The following is a 23,531-nucleotide window of genomic DNA, read 5'->3' on the forward strand; positions in this document are numbered from 1 at the left end:
TAATGTAATGTGCGGGGCATTTGCCGCACCGAGGCGCAATGGTAGCCCAAAACGTCGAAAATAGACAAAAGACAAAACCGGGAGGGGGATGATGTTCCAGCCAGCGAAAGTCTTGCTGCTGTATGCCCATCCGGAATCTCAGGACTCGGTCGCGAACCGGGTTCTGCTTAAACCGGCCATGCAGCTCAGCAATGTTACCGTGCACGACCTTTACGCGCACTATCCTGACTTTTTTATCGACATTCCGCATGAGCAGGCGCTGCTGCGTGAGCATGATGTCATTGTTTTTCAGCATCCGCTTTACACCTATAGCTGTCCGGCGCTGTTAAAAGAATGGCTTGATCGCGTACTGAGCCGCGGATTTGCCAGCGGTCCCGGAGGGAATCAACTGGCGGGAAAGTACTGGCGGAGCGTTATCACTACCGGGGAACCGGAAAGCGCCTACCGCTATGACGCGTTAAACCGTTATCCAATGAGCGATGTGCTGCGCCCTTTTGAGCTAACAGCCGGTATGTGCCGCATGCACTGGATGAGCCCTATTATTGTCTACTGGGCCAGACGGCAAACGAAACAGGAGCTGGACAGCCATGCGAAAGCGTACGGTGACTGGCTGGCGAATCCGATACCTGTGGGAGGCCGCTGATGGAAGGTTCTGATTTATTGACAGCGGGTGTGTTGTTTCTTTTCGCGGCGGTGGCGGCAGTACCGTTGGCGTCCAGGTTGGGTATCGGGCCAGTGTTAGGGTACTTGCTGGCGGGTATTGCTATCGGCCCGTGGGGATTAGGGTTCATCAGCGATGTGGATGAAATCCTGCACTTTTCCGAACTGGGCGTGGTTTTTCTGATGTTCATCATTGGGCTGGAACTGAACCCGGCGAAGCTTTGGCAACTGCGGCGCTCTATTTTTGGCGTCGGCGCCGCGCAGGTGATGCTGAGCGCGGTGGTGCTGGCGGGGTTACTGATGCTCACCACATTCTCCTGGCAGGCGGCAGTGGTTGGCGGCATTGGTCTGGCGATGTCATCGACCGCGATGGCGCTACAGTTGATGCGTGAGAAAGGCATGAACCGCAGTGAGTCTGGGCAGTTGGGTTTTTCGGTGCTGCTGTTTCAGGATCTGGCGGTGATCCCCGCGTTGGCACTGGTCCCGCTGCTGGCGGGGTCTGCTGACGAACATTTTGACTGGATCAAAGTGGGAATGAAGGTGCTGGCCTTTGCCGGCATGCTGATTGGCGGGCGCTATTTGTTGCGTCCGGTTTTTCGCTTTATTGCGGATTCCGGCGTGCGGGAAGTGTTCACCGCTGCCACGCTGCTGTTGGTGCTGGGTTCTGCTTTATTTATGGATGCGCTGGGGCTGTCGATGGCGCTGGGAACGTTTATTGCTGGCGTGCTGCTGGCAGAAAGCGAATACCGACATGAACTGGAAACGGCAATCGATCCGTTCAAGGGACTGTTGCTCGGTCTGTTTTTCATCTCCGTAGGCATGTCGCTTAACCTTGGCGTGCTCTATACCCATATTTTGTGGGTGGCGGCGAGCGTGATCGTGCTGGTGGTCGTAAAAATGCTGGTGCTGTATGTGCTGGCGCGCCTTAATGGCGTGAGAAGCTCAGAACGGATGCAATTTGCCGGAGTGTTAAGTCAGGGCGGGGAGTTCGCCTTCGTCCTGTTTTCAACGGCATCCTCGCAACGGCTGTTTCAGAGCGACCAAATGGCATTGTTGCTGGTGACCGTCACACTGTCGATGATGACGACGCCTTTGGTGATGAAGCTGATTGATAAATGGCTCTCCCGCCAGTTTAACGGCCCGGATGAAGAAGATGAAAAACCTTGGGTAGAAGACGATAAGCCGCAGGTGATTGTGGTGGGGTTTGGGCGCTTTGGTCAGGTCATTGGACGCCTGTTGATGGCCAATAAGATGCGTATTACCGTTCTGGAACGGGATATTAGCGCTGTAAATCTGATGCGCAAATATGGCTATAAGGTCTATTACGGTGATGCCACGCAGGTGGAGCTTTTACGCTCAGCTGGTGCAGAAGCAGCCCAATCGATTGTCATTACCTGTAACGAACCGGAAGATACGATGAAGTTGGTGGAATTGTGCCAACAGTATTTTCCGCATTTGCATATTCTTGCGCGCGCGCGCGGACGTGTCGAAGCGCATGAGTTATTACAGGCAGGTGTGACGCAGTTTTCCCGCGAAACGTTCTCCAGCGCGCTGGAGTTGGGGCGTAAAACGCTGGTTACTCTGGGGATGCATCCGCATCAGGCTCAGCGCGCCCAGTTGCATTTTCGGCGGCTGGATATGCGCATGCTGCGGGAACTGATCCCCATGCACACGGATACGGTACAAATCTCTCGGGCCAGGGAAGCCCGGCGCGAGCTGGAGGAGATTTTTCAACGCGAGATGCAGCAAGAGCGACGTCAGCTGGATGGCTGGGATGAATTTGAGTAGAGGTAACCATGGCAATTCGTAAACGTTTTATTGCAGGCGCAAAATGTCCGTCCTGCCAGGCACAAGATTCACTGGCGATGTGGCGTGAAAATAATATCGATATTGTTGAGTGTGTTAAGTGTGGTCATCAGATGCGGGAAGCTGATAAAGAGGCGCGCGAGCACGTTCGCAAAGAAGAGCAAGTGATCGGGATTTTTCATCCGGACTAGCGATATGGCGCAGCTTTTTTTAAGCTAGAGGGTACACGGGTGCAGAATTCCGCTACAATCTGCGCCACTATTCTTTCCATGCTCAGGAGATATCATGAAAGTAGCAAAGGACCTGGTGGTCAGCCTGGCCTATCAGGTACGTACAGAAGACGGTGTGTTGGTTGATGAGTCTCCGGTGAGTGCACCGCTGGACTACCTGCATGGTCACGGTTCCCTGATCTCTGGCCTGGAAACAGCGCTGGATGGTCACGAAGTTGGCGACAAATTCGATGTTGCTGTTGGCGCAAACGACGCATACGGTCAGTACGACGAAAACCTGGTGCAGCGCGTTCCTAAAGACGTCTTCATGGGCGTTGACGAACTGCAGGTTGGCATGCGTTTCCTGGCTGAAACTGACCAGGGCCCGGTACCGGTAGAAATTACCGAAGTGGAAGACGACCACGTTGTGGTTGACGGTAACCACATGCTGGCTGGCCAGAACCTGAAATTCAACGTCGAAGTTGTCGCGATCCGCGAAGCGACCGAAGAAGAACTGGCCCATGGTCACGTTCACGGTGCGCACGGCCACGACCACGATCATGACCACGGTCATGACGGTTGCTGCGGTGGTCACGGTCACGACCATGGTCACGAGCACGGCGGCGAAGGCTGCTGCGGCGGTGGCGGTAAAGGTAACGGCGGCGGCTGCGGTTGCCACTAATATCCAGCGTTTTTCAACCCACAGAGACGTTAGCTGTGATTTGAAATCCTTTGGGTATATATGAGGCTCGATAAGCGTTAGCGCCATCGGGCACAAAAAAAGCGGGAATATCCCGCTTTTTTTACGTCTCAATAATGTGGTGGCGGGGTCTCTTCAGACTGTGACGCTATGTGGGACGGCTGCGTTGCTTTGAGCTTCTCCGTCAATAGACGCAGATGATCGCGCAGTTTGGCCATCTCCAGTTCATGCGCGGTCACCGTGACGTTGAGCTCTTCAATGGTTATCTCCTGAAATGCCAGGCGACTCTCTAGCTCAGCCAGGCGGGTTTCCAGCGTTGTATCCTGCATGATTCACCTCTTTTGTTATTGCCGGCAGATCGCGGACTGCGGCGAATTCTACTTAACTTTGCCTGTTTGCACAGCACACAATCTTCGGTCACGAAACTAATTTAAACAAAAAGAGTCTGAAAAGTGGTGATAATAGGGCGTGCCTGTATGTTGATTTGTTCAGCAACGCTTTATAGTACATTTTTATGTTAGTTAACCCTGGGGTGAGATGCCCCGGCCCTGGAGAGATGGATGAAATCACTGTTTAAAGTCACGCTGCTGGCGACCACAATGGCTGTTGCTCTGCATGCCCCGCTTACTTTCGCTGCCGATGCAGCAAAACCAGCTGCTACTGATGCAGCCAAGCCAGCCGCTACTGCTGACAGCAAAGCCGCATTCAAGAATGACGATCAAAAAGCCGCTTACGCGCTGGGTGCGTCCCTGGGTCGTTATATGGAAAACTCTCTGAAAGAGCAGGAAAAACTGGGCATTAAACTGGACAAAGACCAGCTGATCGCTGGCGTTCAGGATGCATTTGCAGACAAGAGCAAACTGTCTGACCAGGAAATCGAACAAACTCTGCAGACGTTTGAAGCGCGCGTGAAGAGTTCCGCTCAGGCGAAAATGGAAAAAGACGCGGCTGACAACGAAGCCAAAGGTAAAGTTTACCGCGAGAAATTTGCTAAAGAGAAAGGTGTTAAAACCTCTGCTACTGGCCTGGTCTACAAAGTAGAGAAAGAAGGTACCGGTGCTGCCCCGAAAGACAGCGATACTGTAGTCGTAAACTACAAAGGTACGCTGATTGATGGTAAAGAGTTTGATAACTCTTATACCCGCGGTGAGCCGCTCTCTTTCCGTCTTGACGGCGTTATCCCGGGCTGGACCGAAGGCCTGAAAAACATCAAGAAAGGCGGTAAAATCCAGTTGGTTATTCCACCGGATCTGGCTTACGGTAAAACCGGTGTTCCGGGGATTCCGGCCAACTCTACGCTGGTCTTTGATGTTGAACTGTTAGACATCAAACCGGCACCGAAAGCCGATGCGCAGCCAGAAGCTGCACCGGCTGATAAAGCTGCAGATAGCAGCAAAAAATAAGAGAACAGAAACCGCCGCCCACAGGGCGGCGGTTTTTTATTATCGACAGGATATAATTAATACTGGAAAGCGCCTTGTGCGCTGTATTACTTTAGATGCCCCTATAATAGTGATGAGCCTGCCCTGACAACATAACGACAGGCTCCTGAAAAGGAGTGCTTTTTTTCATGTCCAGGTCGCTTTTAACCAACGAAACCAGTGAGCTAGATTTACTGGATCAACGTCCTTTCGATCAAACCGACTTCGATATCCTTAAATCCTACGAAGCGGTAGTGGACGGGTTGGCGATGCTCATTGGTTCCCATTGTGAAATCGTATTGCACTCTTTGCAGGATTTGAAATGCTCGGCCATCCGCATTGCTAACGGTGAACACACGGGCCGCAAAATTGGCTCGCCAATTACCGATCTTGCGTTGCGCATGCTGCATGATATGACGGGTGCGGATAGCAGCGTGTCGAAGTGTTACTTCACTCGTGCGAAAAGCGGTGTCTTGATGAAATCGCTGACGATTGCCATTCGCAACCGTGAGCATCGCGTGATTGGTCTGCTGTGCATCAACATGAACCTTGATGTTCCATTCTCGCAGATAATGAATACCTTTATCCCACCGGAAACGCCGGAAGTAGGTTCTGCCGTCAACTTCGCTTCTTCGGTAGAAGACCTGGTTACCCAAACACTGGAATTCACAATCGAAGAAGTGAATGCCGATCGCAATGTTTCCAACAATGCCAAGAATCGCCAAATCGTCCTGAATCTATATGAGAAAGGTATCTTCGATATTAAAGATGCCATCAACCAGGTTGCCGATCGGCTGAACATCTCCAAGCACACGGTCTACCTCTATATTCGTCAGTTCAAAAGCGGCGATTTCCAGGGGCAAGACAAGTAATGCGCTTTACCATCATGGTGACGGGGCCGGCTTATGGCACGCAGCAGGCGAGCAGTGCATTGCAATTTGCTCATGCGCTACTCGAAGAAGGGCATGAGCTATGCAGTGTCTTTTTCTATCGTGAAGGTGTGTATAACGCCAACTTCCTGACATCGCCCGCCAGTGATGAATATGATCTGGTGCGAGCATGGCAACAGCTAAACCAGCAGCATGGTGTAACGCTGAATATCTGCGTGGCGGCAGCATTGCGTCGCGGCGTTGTTGATGAAACCGAAGCGAAGCGGCTGGGACTGGCAGGGTCTAATTTACAATCAGGTTTTAACCTCAGCGGGCTGGGTTCGCTGGCTGAGGCATCCCTGACCTGCGATCGCGTGGTGCAGTTTTAATGAAACGTGTTGCTTTTGTCTTTTCTACCGTGCCACACGGCAGTGCCTCTGGTCGCGAAGGGTTAGATGCCTTACTGGCGACATCGGCCTTAACGGAAGACCTCGGCGTATTTTTCATCGGCGATGGCGTTTTTCAAATCCTACAGGGTCAGCAGCCGGACGTTGTGCTGGCACGTGACTATATCGCAACCTTCAAGTTGTTAGGGTTGTACGATATCGAGCAATGTTGGCTTTGTGCCGCCTCATTACGCGAGCGGGGCCTACAGCAGGGGGTTAATTTTGTGGTCGATGCGACAGCGTTAGAACCGGAAGATTTGCGCCGTGAACTAGGCAACTATGACGTCATTTTAAGGTTTTGAGATACTCATGCTGCACACATTACATCGCTCCGCGTGGCTTACCGATTTCTCCTCTCTTCTTCGTTTGATTGATAAAGACGATGAACTTTTATTGCTTCAGGATGGCGTGACTGCGGCAATAGAAGGAAGTCGTTTCCTTGAAAGTCTGCAAAATGCCACCATTAAGGTCTATGTATTGGAAGAAGACATTAAGGCTCGCGGCTTAGATGGTCAAATTTCAGACAGTGTCGTCAGGGTTAGCTATACTGACTTCGTCAGACTTACGGTGAAGCATCCCAGCCAGATGTCCTGGTAATTGTGGGATCGTTGTATATTTCTTGACACCTTTTCGACACCGACCTAAAATTCTGCGTCCTCATATTGTATGAGGTCGTTTTATTACGTGTTTACGAAGCGAAAGCTACAACCAGGAGCTATTTAATGGCAACAGTTAACCAGCTGGTACGCAAACCACGCGCACGCAAAGTTGCAAAGAGCAACGTGCCTGCACTGGAAGCATGCCCGCAGAAACGTGGCGTATGTACTCGTGTATATACTACCACTCCTAAAAAACCAAACTCCGCACTGCGTAAAGTATGCCGTGTGCGTTTGACCAACGGTTTTGAAGTGACTTCCTACATCGGTGGTGAAGGTCACAACCTGCAGGAACACTCCGTGATCCTGATCCGTGGCGGTCGTGTAAAAGACCTCCCGGGTGTTCGTTACCACACCGTTCGCGGTGCGCTTGACTGCTCCGGCGTTAAAGACCGTAAGCAATCACGCTCCAAGTATGGCGTGAAACGTCCTAAGGCTTAATGGTTCTCCGTTAAGTAAGGCCAAACGTTTTATATTAATGTCAAACTAAACTCGTAGAGTTTTGGACAATCCTGAATTAACAACGGAGTATTCCCATGCCACGTCGTCGCGTCATTGGTCAGCGTAAAATTCTGCCGGATCCTAAGTTCGGATCAGAGCTGCTGGCTAAATTTGTAAATATCCTGATGGTAGATGGTAAAAAATCTACTGCAGAAACCATCGTATACAGCGCGCTGGAGACCCTGGCTCAGCGTTCTGGTAAAGATGGCCTGGAAGCTTTTGAAGTAGCCCTTGAAAACGTGCGTCCGACTGTCGAAGTTAAGTCTCGCCGCGTTGGTGGTTCTACTTATCAGGTTCCAGTTGAAGTCCGTCCGGTTCGTCGTAATGCCCTGGCAATGCGTTGGATCGTTGAAGCTGCTCGTAAACGCGGTGATAAATCCATGGCTCTGCGCCTGGCGAACGAACTTTCTGATGCTGCAGAAAACAAAGGTACTGCAGTTAAGAAACGTGAAGACGTTCACCGTATGGCAGAAGCCAACAAGGCGTTCGCACACTACCGTTGGTAATCCCTTCGGAGTTTTAGTCACCAGGCGGGCGCTTCTAGTAAGCAGCCCGCTTTGGGCTACTTAAATTGAACGCCTAAAAGATAAACGAGGAATCAAATGGCTCGTACAACACCCATCGCGCGCTACCGTAACATCGGTATCAGTGCGCACATCGACGCCGGTAAAACCACTACTACCGAACGTATTCTGTTCTACACCGGTGTAAACCATAAAATCGGTGAAGTTCATGACGGCGCAGCCACCATGGACTGGATGGAACAGGAGCAGGAGCGTGGTATTACTATCACCTCCGCAGCGACTACTGCATTCTGGTCTGGTATGGCTAAGCAGTATGAACCGCATCGCGTAAACATCATCGACACCCCGGGGCACGTTGACTTCACTATCGAAGTAGAACGTTCCATGCGTGTGCTTGATGGTGCAGTAATGGTTTACTGCGCAGTTGGTGGTGTTCAGCCTCAGTCTGAAACCGTATGGCGTCAGGCAAACAAATATAAAGTTCCACGCATTGCGTTCGTTAACAAAATGGACCGTATGGGTGCGAACTTCCTGAAAGTTGTTGGTCAGATCAAAACCCGTCTGGGCGCGAACCCTGTTCCGCTGCAGCTGGCAATTGGCGCTGAAGAAGCGTTCACCGGTGTTGTTGACTTGGTGAAAATGAAAGCCATCAACTGGAACGAAGAAGACGCAGGCGTAACCTTCACTTATGAAGATATCCCGGCTGACATGCAGGAACTGGCTGAAGAATGGCACCAGAACCTGATCGAGTCCGCTGCAGAAGCTTCAGAAGAGCTGATGGAGAAATACCTGGGTGGCGAAGAACTGACTGAAGAAGAGATCAAAAAAGCTCTGCGTCAGCGCGTTCTGAACAACGAAATCATCCTGGTAACCTGTGGTTCTGCGTTCAAGAACAAAGGTGTTCAGGCGATGCTGGATGCGGTAATTGATTACCTGCCATCCCCAATCGACGTACCTGCGATCAACGGTATTCTGGACGACGGTAAAGATACTCCGGCTGAGCGTCATGCTAGCGATGACGAACCGTTTGCTGCACTGGCATTCAAAATCGCTACTGACCCGTTCGTGGGTAACCTGACCTTCTTCCGCGTGTACTCTGGTGTGGTTAACTCCGGTGACACCATCCTGAACTCAGTGAAAACTGCACGCGAACGTTTTGGCCGTATCGTACAGATGCACGCTAACAAACGTGAAGAGATCAAAGAAGTTCGCGCGGGCGATATCGCTGCTGCTATCGGTCTGAAAGACGTGACCACTGGTGACACTCTGTGTGACCCGGATCACCCGATCATTCTGGAACGTATGGAATTCCCTGAGCCGGTAATTTCCATCGCGGTAGAACCGAAAACCAAAGCTGACCAGGAAAAAATGGGTCTGGCTCTGGGCCGTCTGGCTAAAGAAGACCCGTCATTCCGCGTTTGGACTGACGAAGAATCTAACCAGACCATTATCGCTGGTATGGGTGAGCTGCACCTCGATATCATCGTTGACCGCATGAAGCGTGAATTCAACGTTGAAGCGAACGTCGGTAAACCTCAGGTTGCTTACCGTGAAGCGATTCGCGCGAAAGTTACCGATATCGAAGGTAAGCACGCTAAGCAGTCTGGTGGTCGCGGTCAGTACGGTCATGTTGTTATCGACATGTACCCGCTGGAGCCGGGTTCAAACCCGAAAGGCTACGAGTTCATCAACGATATCAAAGGTGGTGTAATTCCTGGCGAATACATCCCGGCCGTTGATAAAGGCATCCAGGAACAGCTGAAATCTGGCCCGCTGGCTGGTTACCCGGTTGTTGATCTGGGCGTGCGTCTGCACTTCGGTTCTTACCATGACGTTGACTCCTCTGAGCTGGCGTTTAAACTGGCCGCTTCTATCGCCTTCAAAGATGGCTTTAAGAAAGCGAAACCAGTTCTGCTTGAACCTATCATGAAGGTTGAAGTAGAGACTCCGGAAGAGAACACCGGTGACGTAATCGGTGACTTGAGCCGCCGTCGTGGTATGCTTCGTGGTCAGGAATCCAACGTCACTGGCGTTGTTATCCATGCTGAAGTTCCGCTGTCTGAAATGTTCGGATATGCAACCCAGCTGCGTTCTCTGACCAAAGGCCGTGCTTCTTACTCCATGGAGTTCCTGAAGTACGACGATGCGCCGAACAACGTTGCTCAGGCCGTTATTGAAGCCCGTGGTAAATAAGCCACAGGATTAAAACCTAAGTCCCGTGCTCTCTCCATAGGGGAGAGCACTATAGTAAGGAATATAGCCGTGTCTAAAGAAAAATTTGAACGTACAAAACCGCACGTTAACGTCGGCACCATCGGCCACGTTGACCACGGTAAAACTACCCTGACCGCTGCAATCACTACCGTACTGGCTAAAACCTACGGCGGTGCTGCTCGTGCATTCGACCAGATCGATAACGCGCCGGAAGAAAAAGCTCGTGGTATCACCATCAACACTTCTCACGTTGAATATGACACCCCGACTCGCCACTACGCACACGTAGACTGCCCGGGCCACGCCGACTATGTTAAAAACATGATCACCGGTGCTGCGCAGATGGACGGCGCGATCCTGGTTGTTGCTGCGACTGACGGCCCGATGCCGCAGACTCGTGAGCACATCCTGCTGGGTCGTCAGGTAGGCGTTCCGTACATCATCGTGTTCCTGAACAAATGCGACATGGTTGATGACGAAGAGCTGCTGGAACTGGTAGAAATGGAAGTTCGTGAACTTCTGTCTCAGTACGATTTCCCGGGCGACGACACGCCGATCGTTCGTGGTTCTGCTCTGAAAGCGCTGGAAGGCGAAGCAGAGTGGGAAGCGAAAATCATCGAACTGGCTGGCTTCCTGGATTCTTACATCCCAGAACCAGAACGTGCTATCGATAAGCCGTTCCTGCTGCCAATCGAAGACGTATTCTCCATCTCCGGTCGTGGTACCGTTGTTACCGGTCGTGTAGAGCGCGGTATCATCAAAGTTGGTGAAGAAGTTGAAATCGTTGGTATCAAAGAGACTGCCAAGTCTACCTGTACTGGCGTTGAAATGTTCCGCAAACTGCTGGACGAAGGCCGTGCTGGTGAGAACGTTGGTGTTCTGCTGCGTGGTATCAAACGTGAAGAAATCGAACGTGGTCAGGTACTGGCTAAGCCGGGCTCTATCAAGCCGCACACCAAGTTCGAATCTGAAGTGTACATTCTGTCCAAAGACGAAGGCGGCCGTCATACTCCGTTCTTCAAAGGCTACCGTCCGCAGTTCTACTTCCGTACTACTGACGTGACTGGTACCATCGAACTGCCGGAAGGCGTTGAGATGGTAATGCCGGGCGACAACATCAAAATGGTTGTTACCCTGATCCACCCAATCGCGATGGACGACGGTCTGCGTTTCGCAATCCGTGAAGGCGGCCGTACTGTTGGTGCGGGCGTTGTTGCTAAAGTAATGAGCTAATTATTGATTAATTAGCTTTGAGCTTAAAAAGGGCGCTTCGGCGCCCTTTTTGCTGCCTGCTATTTAGTGATTGTCATATTTATTCGCATTTTTTATTCATTCTCACACCGCGTAAATAGCGTTGTGCTATTGTAATCATAACTATTCTCATTTACAATTTGCACAGAAATTGAACGGGAGCGATCATGTACGTTTGTTTGTGTAATGCGATAAGTGATAAAAAAATACGTCAGGCTGTTCGCCAGTTTCACCCTCAGTCTTTTCAGCAGTTACGTAAATTTATTCCTGTTGGAAATCAATGTGGTAAATGCATTCGTGCTGCTCGCGAAGTCATGCAGGATGAATTGACACAAATGCCAGAATTTAAAGAAATCGCCTAAGTCACACTCTTTTTTTTGACATCCCTGTAGCCCCATCTACGCTCTAAGAGTGGAAGCGGAGGGACTATAAAATGAAAGGTGATGTTAAAATCATAAATTATCTCAATAAACTATTGGGAAATGAGCTTGTCGCAATCAACCAGTATTTTCTCCATGCTCGTATGTTTAAAAACTGGGGACTGACTCGCCTCAATGATGTTGAGTACCATGAATCTATCGATGAGATGAAACACGCTGATAAGTATATTGAGCGTATTTTATTTCTGGAAGGGCTCCCAAACTTACAGGATCTTGGTAAGTTGGGTATAGGTGAAGACGTTGAAGAGATGCTGCAATCCGATCTTCGACTCGAACTCGATGGTGCTAAAGATTTACGCGAAGCCATTGCCTATGCTGATAGCGTTCATGACTATGTCAGCCGGGACATGATGATCGAGATCCTGACTGAAGAAGAAGGTCATATTGACTGGCTCGAAACAGAGCTGGACCTGATTGCAAAACTGGGCTTGCAAAATTATCTGCAGTCGCAAATTAAAGTCAGTGACTAAACGCCCTGTAGCAGATTTATCCCGCCAATAACATAACCCGCAGCCGCCAGATATGGCCCAAATGGCAGCGGGTTTTTTAACGCCTGTCTCCCGCACCAGACGCAGGTGATTCCAGTGAGGCAACAGGCCATGCCGGCGGCAAGTAAAACCAGCAGGGGTAATGATTCCCAGCGATGCCATGCGCCTAGCGCGGCAAGAAATTTGACATCACCAAAACCTAATCCTTCCTGTCGAAATAGCAGACGATACCCCCAGTAGAACAGTGAAAATGCACCATAACCTGCTACGGCCCCCCAAAGCGCTTCGGATAACTGTGCCGGTCTGCAACACTGATGATAAATAAGACCGCTCCACAAAAGCGGGCAGGTAAATTTGTCGGGCAACAATCCGGTACGTAAATCCTGAACTAAGAGCAGCGCTGATAGCGAAACATAAATCAGCAGAAAGGGGAGGTCGATGTACATAGGCAAGCCTCGTGCGGCAAAAAGGTTACCCTCGGGTAAAACCGGCGGCCATACAAGTCTGGGATGTTAGTTATGTAAATTCCCTTCCACGGAAAACACGCGACGCCATAGCGCATACAGTCGGAGTGGAAGGGGGTTCGCATTTGCGAGTGATTAATTTCTACGCGGCACTTGCTTAAGACTGAGATTTACGTATAATGCGCGGGCTTGTCTAATATTGACAGCGGTTCGATATGAGCCACCGGTACTGCGAAAGCAATACCAGACAATGTTCCCAATCGGGGAACTCTGTAAGAACGGTTACACTCTCCCATCAATCGTAATGGGTTTGAGGAGTAACTATTTCGTCTATAAAATAATTGGAGCTCTGGTCTCATGCAGAACCAAAGAATCCGTATCCGTTTGAAAGCGTTTGATCATCGTCTGATCGATCAATCAACCGCGGAAATCGTCGAGACTGCCAAGCGCACTGGTGCGCAGGTTCGTGGTCCGATCCCGCTGCCGACCCGCAAAGAGCGTTTCACCGTTCTGATCTCCCCGCACGTTAACAAAGACGCGCGTGATCAGTACGAGATTCGTACTCACAAGCGTCTGGTTGACATCGTTGAGCCAACTGAAAAAACCGTTGATGCTCTGATGCGTCTGGACCTGGCTGCCGGTGTAGACGTGCAGATCAGCCTGGGTTAATCAGGTCATCGAGCGATTGAGAGGTTGATACAATGATTGGTTTAGTCGGTAAAAAAGTGGGTATGACCCGCATCTTCACTGAAGATGGCGTATCTATCCCAGTAACCGTTATCGAAGTTGAAGCAAACCGCGTTACTCAGGTTAAAGATCTGGCTAACGATGGCTATCGCGCTGTTCAGGTTACCACTGGTGCTAAAAAAGCTAACCGTGTAACTAAGCCGGAAGCTGGTCACTTTGCTAAAGCTGGCGTAGAAGCTGGCCGCGGCCTGTGGGAGTTCCGTCTGGCAGATGGTGAAGAATACACCGTTGGTCAGAACATTAGCGTTGAACTGTTTGCTGACGTTAAAAAAGTTGACGTAACCGGTACCTCTAAAGGTAAAGGTTTCGCTGGTACCGTTAAGCGCTGGAACTTCCGTACCCAGGACGCTACTCACGGTAACTCCTTGTCTCACCGCGTTCCGGGTTCTATCGGTCAGAACCAGACTCCGGGCAAAGTGTTCAAAGGCAAGAAAATGGCAGGTCAGCTGGGCAACGAACGTGTAACCGTTCAGAGCCTGGACGTAGTACGTGTTGACGCTGAGCGCAACCTGCTGCTGGTTAAAGGTGGTGTTCCGGGTGCGACCGGTTGCGACCTGATCGTTAAACCAGCTGTGAAGGCGTAAGGGGATAGCAATGGAATTAGTATTGAAAGACGCGCAGAGCGCGCTGACTGTTTCCGAAACTACCTTCGGTCGTGATTTCAACGAAGCGCTGGTTCACCAGGTTGTTGTTGCTTATGCAGCTGGTGCTCGTCAGGGTACTCGTGCTCAGAAGACTCGTGCTGAAGTAACTGGTTCAGGCAAAAAGCCGTGGCGCCAGAAAGGTACCGGCCGTGCGCGTTCAGGTTCTATCAAGAGCCCGATCTGGCGTTCAGGTGGCGTGACCTTCGCTGCACGTCCACAGGACCACAGTCAAAAAGTTAACAAAAAGATGTACCGCGGCGCGCTGAAAAGCATTCTGTCCGAACTGGTACGTCAGGATCGTCTGATCGTTGTCGAATCATTCTCTGTTGAAGCGCCTAAAACTAAGCTGCTGGCACAGAAACTGAAAGACATGGCTCTGGAAGATGTGCTGATCATCACCGGTGAGCTGGACGAAAACCTGTTCCTGGCTGCGCGCAACCTGCACAAGGTTGACGTACGCGATGCAACTGGTATCGACCCGGTTAGCCTGATCGCCTTCGACAAAGTCGTAATGACTGCTGATGCTGTTAAGCAAGTTGAGGAGATGCTGGCATGATTCGTGAAGAACGTCTGCTGAAAGTGCTGCGCGCACCGCACGTTTCTGAAAAAGCGTCTACTGCGATGGAAAAAACTAACACCATCGTTCTCAAAGTTGCTAAAGACGCGACCAAAGCAGAAATCAAAGCTGCTGTGCAGAAACTGTTTGAAGTCGAAGTCGAAGTCGTTAACACCCTGGTAGTTAAAGGGAAAGTTAAACGTCACGGACAGCGTATCGGTCGTCGTAGCGACTGGAAAAAAGCTTACGTCACCCTGAAGGAAGGCCAGAATCTGGACTTCGTCGGCGGCGCTGAGTAAGTCGGAGGAGTAATACAATGGCAGTTGTTAAATGTAAACCGACATCTCCGGGTCGTCGCCACGTTGTTAAAGTGGTCAACCCAGAGCTGCACAAGGGCAAACCTTTTGCTCCGCTGGTTGAAAAAAACAGCAAATCCGGTGGTCGTAACAACAATGGCCGCATCACCACTCGTCACATCGGTGGTGGTCACAAGCAGGCTTATCGTATTGTTGACTTCAAACGCAACAAAGACGGTATCCCGGCAGTTGTTGAACGTCTTGAGTACGATCCGAACCGCTCCGCGAACATCGCGCTGGTTCTGTACAAAGACGGTGAACGCCGTTACATCCTGGCCCCTAAAGGCCTGAAAGCTGGCGACCAGATTCAATCTGGCGTTGATGCTGCAATCAAAGCAGGTAACACCCTGCCGATGCGCAATATCCCGGTTGGTTCTACCGTTCATAACGTAGAAATGAAACCAGGTAAAGGCGGTCAGCTGGCACGTTCCGCTGGTACTTACGTTCAGATCGTTGCTCGTGATGGTGCTTATGTCACCCTGCGTCTGCGTTCTGGTGAAATGCGTAAAGTCGAAGCAGATTGCCGTGCGACTCTGGGCGAAGTTGGCAATGCTGAGCATATGCTGCGCGTTCTGGGTAAAGCAGGTGCTGCACGCTGGCGTGGTGTTCGTCCTACCGTTCGCGGTACTGCGATGAACCCAGTCGATCACCCACATGGTGGTGGTGAAGGTCGTAACTTTGGTAAGCACCCGGTAACTCCGTGGGGCGTTCAGACCAAAGGTAAGAAGACCCGCAGCAACAAGCGTACTGATAAATTCATCGTACGTCGCCGTAGCAAATAATTTTAGAGGATAAGCCATGCCACGTTCTCTCAAGAAAGGTCCTTTTATTGACCTGCACTTGCTGAAGAAGGTAGAGAAAGCGGTGGAAAGCGGAGACAAGAAGCCCCTGCGCACTTGGTCCCGTCGTTCAACGATCTTTCCTAACATGATCGGTTTGACCATCGCTGTCCATAATGGTCGTCAGCACGTTCCGGTATTTGTTTCCGACGAAATGGTCGGTCACAAACTGGGTGAATTCGCACCGACTCGTACTTATCGCGGCCACGCTGCTGATAAAAAAGCGAAGAAGAAATAAGGTAGGAGGAAGAGATGGAAACTTTAGCTCAACATCGCCATGCTCGTTCTTCTGCTCAGAAGGTTCGCCTTGTTGCAGACCTGATTCGCGGTAAGAAAGTGTCGCAGGCTCTGGATATTCTGACCTACACCAATAAGAAAGCGGCTGTACTGGTTAAGAAAGTCCTGGAATCTGCCATTGCTAACGCTGAACACAACGATGGCGCTGACATTGACGATCTGAAAGTTACGAAAATTTTCGTAGACGAAGGCCCGAGCATGAAGCGCATTATGCCGCGTGCAAAAGGTCGTGCAGATCGCATCCTGAAGCGCACCAGCCACATTACTGTGGTTGTGTCCGATCGCTGAGACTCTGGAGACTAGCAATGGGTCAGAAAGTACATCCTAATGGTATTCGCCTGGGTATTGTAAAACCATGGAACTCAACCTGGTTTGCGAACACCAAAGAATTCGCTGACAACCTGGACAGCGATTTTAAAGTACGTCAGTACCTGACTAAGGAACTGGCTAAAGCGTCTGTATCTCGTATCGTTATCGAGCGTCCGGCTAAGAGCATCCGTGTGACCATTCACACCGCTCGCCCGGGTATCGTTATCGGTAAGAAAGGCGAAGACGTAGAAAAACTGCGCAAAGTCGTAGCGGATATTGCTGGCGTTCCTGCTCAGATCAATATCGCCGAAGTGCGTAAGCCTGAACTGGACGCAAAATTGGTTGCTGACAGCATCACTTCTCAGCTGGAACGTCGCGTTATGTTCCGTCGTGCTATGAAGCGTGCTGTACAGAACGCAATGCGTCTGGGCGCTAAAGGTATCAAAGTTGAAGTTAGCGGCCGTCTGGGCGGCGCGGAAATCGCACGTACCGAATGGTACCGTGAAGGTCGCGTACCGCTGCACACTCTGCGTGCTGACATCGACTACAACACCTCTGAAGCGCACACCACTTACGGTGTAATCGGCGTTAAGGTATGGATCTTCAAAGGCGAGATCCTGGGTGGTATGGCTGCTGTTGAACAACCGGAAAAACCGGCTGCGCAACCTAAAAAGCAGCAGCGTAAAGGCCGTAAATAAGGAGCGTCGCTGATGTTACAACCAAAGCGTACAAAATTCCGTAAAATGCACAAAGGCCGTAACCGCGGTCTGGCTGCTGGCGCGGATGTTAGCTTCGGCAGCTTCGGTCTGAAAGCTGTTGGCCGTGGTCGTCTGACTGCCCGTCAGATCGAAGCAGCACGTCGTGCTATGACCCGTGCAGTTAAGCGTCAAGGTAAGATCTGGATCCGTGTATTCCCGGACAAACCGATCACTGAAAAGCCGCTGGCAGTGCGTATGGGTAAAGGTAAAGGTAACGTAGAGTATTGGGTTGCCTTGATTCAGCCGGGTAAAGTCCTGTATGAAATGGACGGCGTACCGGAAGAGCTGGCCCGTGAAGCATTCAAGCTGGCAGCAGCGAAACTGCCGATTAAAACCACCTTTGTAACTAAGACGGTGATGTAATGAAAGCAAAAGAGCTGCGTGAGAAGAGTGTTGAAGAGCTGAACACCGAGCTGCTGAATCTGCTGCGTGAGCAGTTCAACCTGCGTATGCAGGCTGCAAGTGGCCAGCTGCAACAGTCTCACCTGTTGAAGCAAGTGCGTCGTGATGTCGCACGCGTTAAGACTTTACTGACTGAGAAGGCGGGTGCGTAATGACCGATAAAATCCGTACTCTGCAAGGTCGCGTTGTTAGCGATAAAATGGAGAAATCCATCGTTGTTGCTATCGAACGTTTTGTGAAACACCCGATCTACGGTAAATTCATTAAGCGTACGACCAAACTGCACGTACATGACGAGAACAACGAATGCGGTACTGGTGACGTGGTTGAAATCCGCGAATGCCGTCCGCTGTCCAAGACTAAGTCCTGGACGCTGGTTCGCGTTGTAGAGAAAGCCGTTCTGTAATACAGTAGGCATTCTCAACGAATAAACGGCTCAGCGATGAGCCGTTTATTTTTTCTACCCATATCGTTGAAGCGGTGTTATAATGCCGCGCCCCCGATATGGGGCTTTTTTAACGACCTGATTTTCGGGTCTCAGTAGTAGTTGACATTAGCGGAGCACTAAAATGATCCAAGAACAGACTATGCTGAACGTCGCCGACAACTCCGGTGCACGTCGCGTAATGTGTATCAAGGTTCTGGGTGGCTCGCACCGTCGCTACGCAGGCGTCGGCGATATCATCAAGATCACCATCAAGGAAGCAATTCCGCGTGGTAAGGTCAAAAAAGGTGATGTGCTGAAGGCGGTAGTGGTGCGCACCAAGAAGGGTGTTCGTCGCCCGGACGGTTCTGTCATTCGCTTCGATGGTAATGCATGCGTTATTTTAAACAATAACAGCGAGCAACCTATCGGTACGCGTATTTTTGGGCCGGTAACTCGTGAACTTCGTAACGAGAAGTTCATGAAAATTATCTCTCTGGCACCAGAAGTACTCTAAGGAGCGAATCATGGCAGCGAAGATCCGTCGTGATGACGAAGTTATCGTGTTAACCGGTAAAGATAAAGGTAAACGCGGTAAAGTTAAGAATGTCCTGTCTTCCGGCAAGGTCATTGTTGAAGGTATTAACCTGGTTAAGAAACATCAGAAGCCGGTTCCGGCCCTGAACCAGCCAGGCGGCATCGTAGAGAAAGAAGCAGCTATTCAGATCTCTAACCTTGCTATCTTCAACGCGGCAACCGGCAAGGCTGACCGTGTAGGCTTTAGATTCGAAGACGGTAAAAAAGTCCGTTTCTTCAAATCTAACAGCGAAACTATCAAGTAATTTGGAGTAGTACGATGGCGAAACTGCATGATTACTACAAAGACGAAGTAGTCGCTAAACTCATGACTGAGTTTAACTACAATTCTGTCATGCAAGTCCCTCGGGTCGAGAAGATCACCCTGAACATGGGTGTTGGTGAAGCGATCGCTGACAAAAAACTGCTGGATAACGCAGCAGCTGACCTGACAGCAATCTCCGGTCAAAAACCGCTGATCACCAAAGCACGCAAATCAGTTGCAGGCTTCAAAATCCGTCAGGGCTATCCGATCGGCTGTAAAGTAACTCTGCGTGGCGAACGCATGTGGGAGTTCTTTGAGCGCCTGATCACTATTGCTGTTCCACGTATCCGTGACTTCCGTGGCTTGTCCGCTAAGTCTTTCGACGGTCGTGGTAACTACAGCATGGGTGTCCGTGAGCAGATCATCTTCCCAGAAATCGACTACGATAAAGTCGACCGCGTGCGTGGTTTGGATATTACCATTACCACTACTGCGAAATCTGATGAAGAAGGCCGTGCTCTGCTGGCTGCCTTTGACTTCCCGTTCCGCAAGTAAGGTAGGGTTACTGAATGGCTAAGCAATCAATGAAAGCACGCGAAGTAAAGCGCGTAGCTTTAGCTGATAAGTACTTCGCAAAACGCGCTGAACTGAAAGCTATTATCTCTGATGTGAACGCGACCGACGAAGATCGTTGGAACGCAGTTCTCAAGCTGCAGTCTCTGCCGCGTGATTCCAGCCCGTCCCGTCAGCGTAACCGCTGCCGTCAAACAGGTCGTCCGCATGGCTATGTGGGCAAGTTCGGGTTGAGCCGTATCAAACTGCGTGAAGCCGCCATGCGCGGTGAAGTACCAGGCTTGAAAAAGGCTAGCTGGTAATTACCAATTGAATCACGGGAGTAAAGACAGATGAGCATGCAAGATCCGATCGCGGATATGCTGACCCGTATCCGTAACGGTCAGGCCGCGAATAAAGCTGCGGTCACCATGCCTTCCTCCAAGCTGAAAGTGGCAATTGCCAACGTGCTGAAGGAAGAAGGTTTTATTGAAGATTTTAAAGTTGAAGGCGACACCAAGCCGGAACTGGAACTTACTCTCAAGTATTTCCAGGGTAAAGCTGTTGTAGAAAGCATTCAGCGTGTCAGTCGCCCAGGTCTGCGCATTTATAAGCGTAAAGACGAGCTGCCGAAAGTTATGGCTGGCATGGGTATCGCAGTTGTTTCTACCTCTAAAGGTGTTATGACTGATCGTGCAGCGCGCCAGGCTGGTCTTGGTGGCGAAATTATCTGCTACGTAGCCTAATCGGAGGAAAAAATGTCTCGTGTTGCTAAAGCACCGGTCGTTATTCCTGCCGGCGTTGATGTAAAAATCAACGGTCAGGTTATTACGATCAAAGGTAAAAACGGCGAGCTGACTCGTACTCTCAACGATGCTGTTGCAGTAAATCATGCAGATAATGCACTGACCTTCGGTCCGCGTGATGGTTACGCAGATGGATGGGCTCAGGCTGGTACCGCGCGTGCCCTGCTGAATGCAATGGTTGTCGGTGTTACCGAAGGCTTCACTAAGAAGCTTCAGCTGGTTGGTGTAGGTTATCGTGCAGCGGTTAAAGGGAATGTAGTAAACCTGGCTTTAGGTTTCTCTCACCCAGTTGACCATCAGCTGCCTGCGGGTATCACTGCAGAATGTCCGTCTCAGACTGAAATCGTGCTGAAAGGCGCTGATAAACAGCTGATCGGTCAGGTTGCAGCAGATCTGCGCGCCTACCGTCGTCCTGAGCCTTATAAAGGCAAGGGTGTTCGTTACGCCGACGAAGTCGTGCGTACCAAAGAGGCTAAGAAGAAGTAAGGTAACACTATGGATAAGAAATCTGCTCGTATCCGTCGTGCGACCCGCGCACGCCGCAAGCTCCAGGAGCTGGGTGCAACTCGCCTGGTGGTACATCGTACCCCGCGTCATATTTACGCACAGGTAATTGCACCGAACGGTTCTGAAGTTCTGGTAGCTGCTTCTACTGTAGAAAAAGCTATCGCTGAACAATTGAAGTACACCGGTAACAAAGACGCTGCTGCAGCTGTAGGTAAAGCTGTTGCTGAACGCGCTCTGGAAAAAGGCATCAAAGATGTTTCTTTTGACCGTTCCGGGTTCCAATATCATGGTCGTGTCCAGGCACTGGCAGATGCTGCCCGTGAAGCTGGCCTTCAGTTCTAAGGTAGAGGTGTAAGATGGCTCACATCGAAAAACAAGCTGGCGAACTGCAGGAAAAGCTGATCGCGGTTAACCGCGTATCTAAAACCGTTAAAGGTGGTCGTATTTTCTCCTTCACAGCTCTGACTGTAGTTGGTGATGGTAACGGTCGCGTTGGTTTTGGTTACGGTAAAGCGCGTGAAGTTCCAGCAGCGATCCAGAAAGCGATGGAAAAAGCCCGTCGCAATATGATTAACGTCGCGCTGAACCACGGCACCCTGCAGCACCCGGTTAAGGGTACTCACACGGGTTCTCGTGTATTCATGCAGCCGGCTTCCGAAGGTACCGGTATCATCGCCGGTGGTGCAATGCGCGCCGTTCTGGAAGTCGCTGGAGTTCGTAACGTTCTGGCTAAAGCGTATGGTTCCACTAACCCGATTAACGTGGTTCGTGCAACTATCGATGGTCTGGAAAATATGAAATCTCCGGAAATGGTCGCTGCCAAGCGTGGTAAATCCGTTGAAGAAATTCTGGGGAAATAAACCATGGCAAAGACTATTAAAATTACTCAAACCCGCAGTGCAATCGGTCGTCTGCCGAAACACAAGGCAACGCTGCTTGGCCTGGGTCTGCGTCGTATTGGTCACACCGTAGAGCGCGAGGATACTCCTGCTGTTCGTGGTATGGTCAACGCGGTTTCCTTCATGGTTAAAGTTGAGGAGTAAGAGATGCGTTTAAATACTCTGTCTCCGGCCGAAGGCTCTAAAAAAGCGGCTCGCCGCCTGGGTCGTGGTATCGGTTCTGGCCTCGGTAAAACCGGTGGTCGTGGTCACAAAGGTCAGAAGTCTCGTTCTGGCGGTGGCGTACGTCGCGGTTTCGAGGGTGGCCAGATGCCTCTGTACCGTCGTCTGCCGAAATTCGGCTTCACTTCACGTAAAGCAGCGATTACAGCCGAAGTTCGTCTGTCTGACCTGGCTAAAGTTGAAGGCGGTGTTGTAGACCTGAACACGCTGAAAGCAGCTAACATTATCGGTATCCAGATCGAGTTCGCGAAAGTGATCCTGGCTGGTGAAGTCACTACTCCGGTAACTGTTCGTGGCCTGCGTGTTACTAAAGGCGCTCGTGCTGCTATCGAAGCTGCTGGCGGTAAAATCGAGGAATAAGTAGCAGATGGCTAAACAACCGGGATTAGATTTTCAAAGTGCCAAAGGTGGCTTAGGCGAGCTGAAACGCAGACTGCTGTTTGTAATCGGCGCGCTGATTGTGTTCCGTATTGGCTCTTTCATTCCGATCCCTGGTATTGATGCCGCTGTACTTGCCAAACTGCTTGAGCAACAGCGAGGCACCATCATTGAAATGTTTAACATGTTCTCTGGTGGTGCTCTCAGCCGTGCTTCTATCTTTGCTCTGGGGATCATGCCGTATATTTCGGCGTCGATCATTATCCAGCTGCTGACGGTGGTTCATCCAACGCTGGCAGAAATTAAGAAAGAAGGGGAGTCTGGTCGTCGTAAGATCAGCCAGTACACCCGCTACGGTACTCTGGTGCTGGCGATATTCCAGTCGATCGGTATTGCTACCGGTCTGCCGAATATGCCTGGTATGCAGGGCCTGGTGATGAACCCAGGCTTTGCATTCTATTTCACCGCTGTTGTAAGTCTGGTTACAGGGACGATGTTCCTGATGTGGTTGGGTGAACAGATTACTGAACGTGGTATCGGCAACGGTATCTCAATCATTATCTTCGCCGGTATTGTCGCGGGACTCCCGCCAGCCATTGCCCATACTATCGAGCAAGCGCGTCAAGGCGACCTGCACTTCCTCGTGTTGCTGTTGGTTGCAGTATTAGTATTCGCAGTGACGTTCTTTGTTGTATTTGTTGAGCGTGGTCAACGCCGCATTGTGGTAAACTACGCGAAACGTCAGCAAGGTCGTCGTGTCTATGCTGCACAGAGCACACATTTACCGCTGAAAGTGAATATGGCGGGGGTAATCCCAGCAATCTTCGCTTCCAGTATTATTCTGTTCCCGGCGACCATCGCGTCATGGTTCGGGGGCGGGACGGGTTGGAACTGGCTGACAACAATTTCGCTGTATTTGCAGCCTGGGCAACCGCTTTATGTGTTACTCTATGCGTCTGCAATCATATTCTTCTGTTTCTTCTACACGGCGTTGGTTTTCAACCCGCGTGAAACAGCAGATAACCTGAAGAAGTCCGGTGCATTTGTACCAGGAATTCGTCCGGGAGAGCAAACGGCGAAGTATATCGATAAAGTAATGACCCGCCTGACTTTGGTTGGTGCGCTCTACATTACCTTTATCTGCCTGATCCCGGAGTTCATGCGTGATGCAATGAAAGTACCGTTCTACTTCGGTGGGACCTCACTGCTTATCGTTGTTGTCGTGATTATGGACTTTATGGCTCAAGTGCAAACTCTGATGATGTCAAGTCAGTACGAGTCTGCATTGAAGAAGGCGAATCTGAAAGGCTACGGCCGTTAACAGTCGCCCGAGAAGTTACGGAGA

39 protein-coding genes are annotated in these 23,531 nt (G+C 50.7%); 37 read left to right on the forward strand and 2 right to left on the reverse strand.

Features of this window, described 5'->3' with window-relative positions; genetic code table 11:
* Window positions 1-91 precede the first annotated feature (91 nt).
* From kefG to slyD, 4 genes are all read left to right on the forward strand, one after another.
* Window positions 92-643, forward strand: coding sequence for a glutathione-regulated potassium-efflux system ancillary protein KefG (kefG, locus tag NMD08_RS02020; protein WP_003023629.1), 552 nt, complete (start codon window positions 92-94; stop codon window positions 641-643).
* The gene (gene kefB, locus NMD08_RS02025) at window positions 643-2,448 is read left to right on the forward strand and encodes a glutathione-regulated potassium-efflux system protein KefB (protein ID WP_151216820.1); all 1,806 of its coding nucleotides are present in this window, start codon (window positions 643-645) and stop codon (window positions 2,446-2,448) included. Before kefG ends, kefB begins: the two co-directional genes overlap by 1 nt.
* Window positions 2,449-2,456: 8 nt before the next feature.
* Window positions 2,457-2,657, forward strand: coding sequence for a YheV family putative zinc ribbon protein (locus tag NMD08_RS02030; RefSeq protein ID WP_005121675.1), 201 nt, complete (start codon window positions 2,457-2,459; stop codon window positions 2,655-2,657).
* 94 nt (window positions 2,658-2,751) lie between these two features.
* Complete coding sequence (gene slyD / locus NMD08_RS02035) at window positions 2,752-3,357, forward strand: peptidylprolyl isomerase (RefSeq protein WP_003023634.1); 606 nt, start codon at window positions 2,752-2,754, stop codon at window positions 3,355-3,357.
* Window positions 3,358-3,485: 128 nt separating this feature from the next.
* Here the strand turns inward: slyD and NMD08_RS02040 are convergent, their stop codons facing one another.
* Window positions 3,486-3,704: a protein SlyX gene (locus NMD08_RS02040; protein WP_038634770.1), complete on the reverse strand. Its 219-nt coding sequence runs from the start codon at window positions 3,702-3,704 to the stop codon at window positions 3,486-3,488.
* 231 nt (window positions 3,705-3,935) lie between these two features.
* On the opposite strand from NMD08_RS02040, the gene fkpA reads away from it, so the two are divergent.
* The 11 genes from fkpA to bfr all read left to right on the forward strand — a co-directional run bounded on the left by fkpA (window position 3,936) and on the right by bfr (window position 12,167).
* On the forward strand, window positions 3,936-4,778 hold the full coding sequence (gene fkpA, locus NMD08_RS02045) for an FKBP-type peptidyl-prolyl cis-trans isomerase (protein WP_151216819.1): 843 nt from the start codon (window positions 3,936-3,938) through the stop codon (window positions 4,776-4,778).
* Window positions 4,779-4,945: 167 nt separating this feature from the next.
* On the forward strand, window positions 4,946-5,668 hold the full coding sequence (locus NMD08_RS02050; protein ID WP_000091462.1) for a transcriptional regulator: 723 nt from the start codon (window positions 4,946-4,948) through the stop codon (window positions 5,666-5,668).
* Window positions 5,668-6,054: a sulfurtransferase complex subunit TusD gene (gene tusD / locus NMD08_RS02055; protein WP_151216818.1), complete on the forward strand. Its 387-nt coding sequence runs from the start codon at window positions 5,668-5,670 to the stop codon at window positions 6,052-6,054. The genes NMD08_RS02050 and tusD overlap by 1 nt, the downstream gene beginning before the upstream one ends.
* Window positions 6,054-6,413, forward strand: coding sequence for a sulfurtransferase complex subunit TusC (gene tusC, locus NMD08_RS02060; RefSeq protein WP_043018545.1), 360 nt, complete (start codon window positions 6,054-6,056; stop codon window positions 6,411-6,413). The genes tusD and tusC overlap by 1 nt, the downstream gene beginning before the upstream one ends.
* A 7-nt stretch (window positions 6,414-6,420) precedes the next feature.
* Window positions 6,421-6,708: a sulfurtransferase complex subunit TusB gene (gene tusB, locus NMD08_RS02065; RefSeq protein WP_151216816.1), complete on the forward strand. Its 288-nt coding sequence runs from the start codon at window positions 6,421-6,423 to the stop codon at window positions 6,706-6,708.
* Window positions 6,709-6,833: 125 nt separating this feature from the next.
* Window positions 6,834-7,208 carry a 30S ribosomal protein S12 gene (rpsL, locus tag NMD08_RS02070; protein WP_003023654.1) on the forward strand — a complete coding sequence of 125 codons (375 nt, stop codon included), beginning with the start codon at window positions 6,834-6,836 and terminating at the stop codon, window positions 7,206-7,208.
* A 95-nt stretch (window positions 7,209-7,303) separates the two neighbouring features.
* Window positions 7,304-7,774, forward strand: coding sequence for a 30S ribosomal protein S7 (gene rpsG, locus NMD08_RS02075; protein WP_016154763.1), 471 nt, complete (start codon window positions 7,304-7,306; stop codon window positions 7,772-7,774).
* A gap of 96 nt (window positions 7,775-7,870) precedes the next feature.
* Window positions 7,871-9,985 carry an elongation factor G gene (gene fusA / locus NMD08_RS02080; RefSeq protein ID WP_151224114.1) on the forward strand — a complete coding sequence of 705 codons (2,115 nt, stop codon included), beginning with the start codon at window positions 7,871-7,873 and terminating at the stop codon, window positions 9,983-9,985.
* Window positions 9,986-10,054: 69 nt separating this feature from the next.
* Entirely contained in the window at window positions 10,055-11,239 is a 1,185-nt protein-coding gene (gene tuf, locus NMD08_RS02085; RefSeq protein WP_003031109.1) for an elongation factor Tu, read from the forward strand.
* A 185-nt stretch (window positions 11,240-11,424) separates the two neighbouring features.
* Window positions 11,425-11,619 (forward strand): bacterioferritin-associated ferredoxin, encoded by a 195-nt coding sequence (bfd, locus tag NMD08_RS02090; RefSeq protein ID WP_003031111.1) that lies wholly within the window; start codon window positions 11,425-11,427, stop codon window positions 11,617-11,619.
* A gap of 71 nt (window positions 11,620-11,690) precedes the next feature.
* A complete protein-coding gene (bfr, locus tag NMD08_RS02095; RefSeq protein ID WP_003031113.1) occupies window positions 11,691-12,167 on the forward strand; it encodes a bacterioferritin in 477 nt (158 codons plus the stop codon).
* On the opposite strand, the gene NMD08_RS02100 is transcribed toward bfr, so the two are convergent.
* A complete protein-coding gene (locus NMD08_RS02100; protein ID WP_151224112.1) occupies window positions 12,164-12,631 on the reverse strand; it encodes an A24 family peptidase in 468 nt (155 codons plus the stop codon). The genes bfr and NMD08_RS02100 overlap by 4 nt on opposite strands.
* Window positions 12,632-13,006: 375 nt before the next feature.
* Here NMD08_RS02100 and rpsJ point away from each other — a divergent pair, with 375 nt between their 5' ends.
* From rpsJ to secY, 22 genes are all read left to right on the forward strand, one after another.
* On the forward strand, window positions 13,007-13,318 hold the full coding sequence (rpsJ, locus tag NMD08_RS02105; protein ID WP_001181005.1) for a 30S ribosomal protein S10: 312 nt from the start codon (window positions 13,007-13,009) through the stop codon (window positions 13,316-13,318).
* Between the two features lie 32 nt (window positions 13,319-13,350).
* Window positions 13,351-13,980 carry a 50S ribosomal protein L3 gene (rplC, locus tag NMD08_RS02110; protein ID WP_003031117.1) on the forward strand — a complete coding sequence of 210 codons (630 nt, stop codon included), beginning with the start codon at window positions 13,351-13,353 and terminating at the stop codon, window positions 13,978-13,980.
* A gap of 10 nt (window positions 13,981-13,990) precedes the next feature.
* Window positions 13,991-14,596, forward strand: coding sequence for a 50S ribosomal protein L4 (gene rplD / locus NMD08_RS02115; protein WP_003031119.1), 606 nt, complete (start codon window positions 13,991-13,993; stop codon window positions 14,594-14,596).
* Window positions 14,593-14,895 carry a 50S ribosomal protein L23 gene (gene rplW / locus NMD08_RS02120; RefSeq protein WP_000617546.1) on the forward strand — a complete coding sequence of 101 codons (303 nt, stop codon included), beginning with the start codon at window positions 14,593-14,595 and terminating at the stop codon, window positions 14,893-14,895. The genes rplD and rplW overlap by 4 nt, the downstream gene beginning before the upstream one ends.
* 17 nt (window positions 14,896-14,912) lie before the next feature.
* A complete protein-coding gene (rplB, locus tag NMD08_RS02125) occupies window positions 14,913-15,734 on the forward strand; it encodes a 50S ribosomal protein L2 (RefSeq protein WP_000301869.1) in 822 nt (273 codons plus the stop codon).
* A gap of 16 nt (window positions 15,735-15,750) precedes the next feature.
* Complete coding sequence (gene rpsS / locus NMD08_RS02130; protein WP_001138115.1) at window positions 15,751-16,029, forward strand: 30S ribosomal protein S19; 279 nt, start codon at window positions 15,751-15,753, stop codon at window positions 16,027-16,029.
* Window positions 16,030-16,043: 14 nt separating this feature from the next.
* Complete coding sequence (gene rplV / locus NMD08_RS02135) at window positions 16,044-16,376, forward strand: 50S ribosomal protein L22 (RefSeq protein WP_000448832.1); 333 nt, start codon at window positions 16,044-16,046, stop codon at window positions 16,374-16,376.
* A gap of 17 nt (window positions 16,377-16,393) precedes the next feature.
* Window positions 16,394-17,095 (forward strand): 30S ribosomal protein S3, encoded by a 702-nt coding sequence (rpsC, locus tag NMD08_RS02140; protein ID WP_000529945.1) that lies wholly within the window; start codon window positions 16,394-16,396, stop codon window positions 17,093-17,095.
* A gap of 12 nt (window positions 17,096-17,107) precedes the next feature.
* Window positions 17,108-17,518, forward strand: coding sequence for a 50S ribosomal protein L16 (gene rplP / locus NMD08_RS02145; RefSeq protein ID WP_000941208.1), 411 nt, complete (start codon window positions 17,108-17,110; stop codon window positions 17,516-17,518).
* A complete protein-coding gene (rpmC, locus tag NMD08_RS02150; protein ID WP_000644742.1) occupies window positions 17,518-17,709 on the forward strand; it encodes a 50S ribosomal protein L29 in 192 nt (63 codons plus the stop codon). Before rplP ends, rpmC begins: the two co-directional genes overlap by 1 nt.
* Window positions 17,709-17,963: a 30S ribosomal protein S17 gene (rpsQ, locus tag NMD08_RS02155; protein WP_003031120.1), complete on the forward strand. Its 255-nt coding sequence runs from the start codon at window positions 17,709-17,711 to the stop codon at window positions 17,961-17,963. Before rpmC ends, rpsQ begins: the two co-directional genes overlap by 1 nt.
* 163 nt (window positions 17,964-18,126) lie before the next feature.
* On the forward strand, window positions 18,127-18,498 hold the full coding sequence (gene rplN / locus NMD08_RS02160) for a 50S ribosomal protein L14 (protein WP_000613954.1): 372 nt from the start codon (window positions 18,127-18,129) through the stop codon (window positions 18,496-18,498).
* A 10-nt stretch (window positions 18,499-18,508) separates the two neighbouring features.
* Entirely contained in the window at window positions 18,509-18,823 is a 315-nt protein-coding gene (gene rplX, locus NMD08_RS02165; RefSeq protein ID WP_003031122.1) for a 50S ribosomal protein L24, read from the forward strand.
* 14 nt (window positions 18,824-18,837) lie between these two features.
* Complete coding sequence (gene rplE / locus NMD08_RS02170) at window positions 18,838-19,377, forward strand: 50S ribosomal protein L5 (protein WP_003031123.1); 540 nt, start codon at window positions 18,838-18,840, stop codon at window positions 19,375-19,377.
* A 14-nt stretch (window positions 19,378-19,391) separates the two neighbouring features.
* Window positions 19,392-19,697, forward strand: coding sequence for a 30S ribosomal protein S14 (gene rpsN, locus NMD08_RS02175; RefSeq protein ID WP_003031125.1), 306 nt, complete (start codon window positions 19,392-19,394; stop codon window positions 19,695-19,697).
* Window positions 19,698-19,727: 30 nt separating this feature from the next.
* Entirely contained in the window at window positions 19,728-20,120 is a 393-nt protein-coding gene (rpsH, locus tag NMD08_RS02180; RefSeq protein WP_003031127.1) for a 30S ribosomal protein S8, read from the forward strand.
* A 12-nt stretch (window positions 20,121-20,132) separates the two neighbouring features.
* Entirely contained in the window at window positions 20,133-20,666 is a 534-nt protein-coding gene (gene rplF / locus NMD08_RS02185) for a 50S ribosomal protein L6 (protein WP_003031129.1), read from the forward strand.
* A gap of 9 nt (window positions 20,667-20,675) precedes the next feature.
* The gene (rplR, locus tag NMD08_RS02190) at window positions 20,676-21,029 is read left to right on the forward strand and encodes a 50S ribosomal protein L18 (protein WP_000358960.1); all 354 of its coding nucleotides are present in this window, start codon (window positions 20,676-20,678) and stop codon (window positions 21,027-21,029) included.
* Between the two features lie 14 nt (window positions 21,030-21,043).
* Entirely contained in the window at window positions 21,044-21,547 is a 504-nt protein-coding gene (gene rpsE, locus NMD08_RS02195; RefSeq protein ID WP_003031131.1) for a 30S ribosomal protein S5, read from the forward strand.
* A gap of 3 nt (window positions 21,548-21,550) precedes the next feature.
* Entirely contained in the window at window positions 21,551-21,730 is a 180-nt protein-coding gene (gene rpmD, locus NMD08_RS02200; protein WP_001140434.1) for a 50S ribosomal protein L30, read from the forward strand.
* A 3-nt stretch (window positions 21,731-21,733) separates the two neighbouring features.
* Window positions 21,734-22,168 (forward strand): 50S ribosomal protein L15, encoded by a 435-nt coding sequence (rplO, locus tag NMD08_RS02205; protein ID WP_003031132.1) that lies wholly within the window; start codon window positions 21,734-21,736, stop codon window positions 22,166-22,168.
* A 7-nt stretch (window positions 22,169-22,175) separates the two neighbouring features.
* Complete coding sequence (gene secY / locus NMD08_RS02210) at window positions 22,176-23,507, forward strand: preprotein translocase subunit SecY (protein ID WP_001118864.1); 1,332 nt, start codon at window positions 22,176-22,178, stop codon at window positions 23,505-23,507.
* Window positions 23,508-23,531 lie beyond the last annotated feature (24 nt).

This window comes from Citrobacter meridianamericanus, assembly GCF_041320245.1.
GTDB lineage: Bacteria > Pseudomonadota > Gammaproteobacteria > Enterobacterales > Enterobacteriaceae > Citrobacter > Citrobacter meridianamericanus.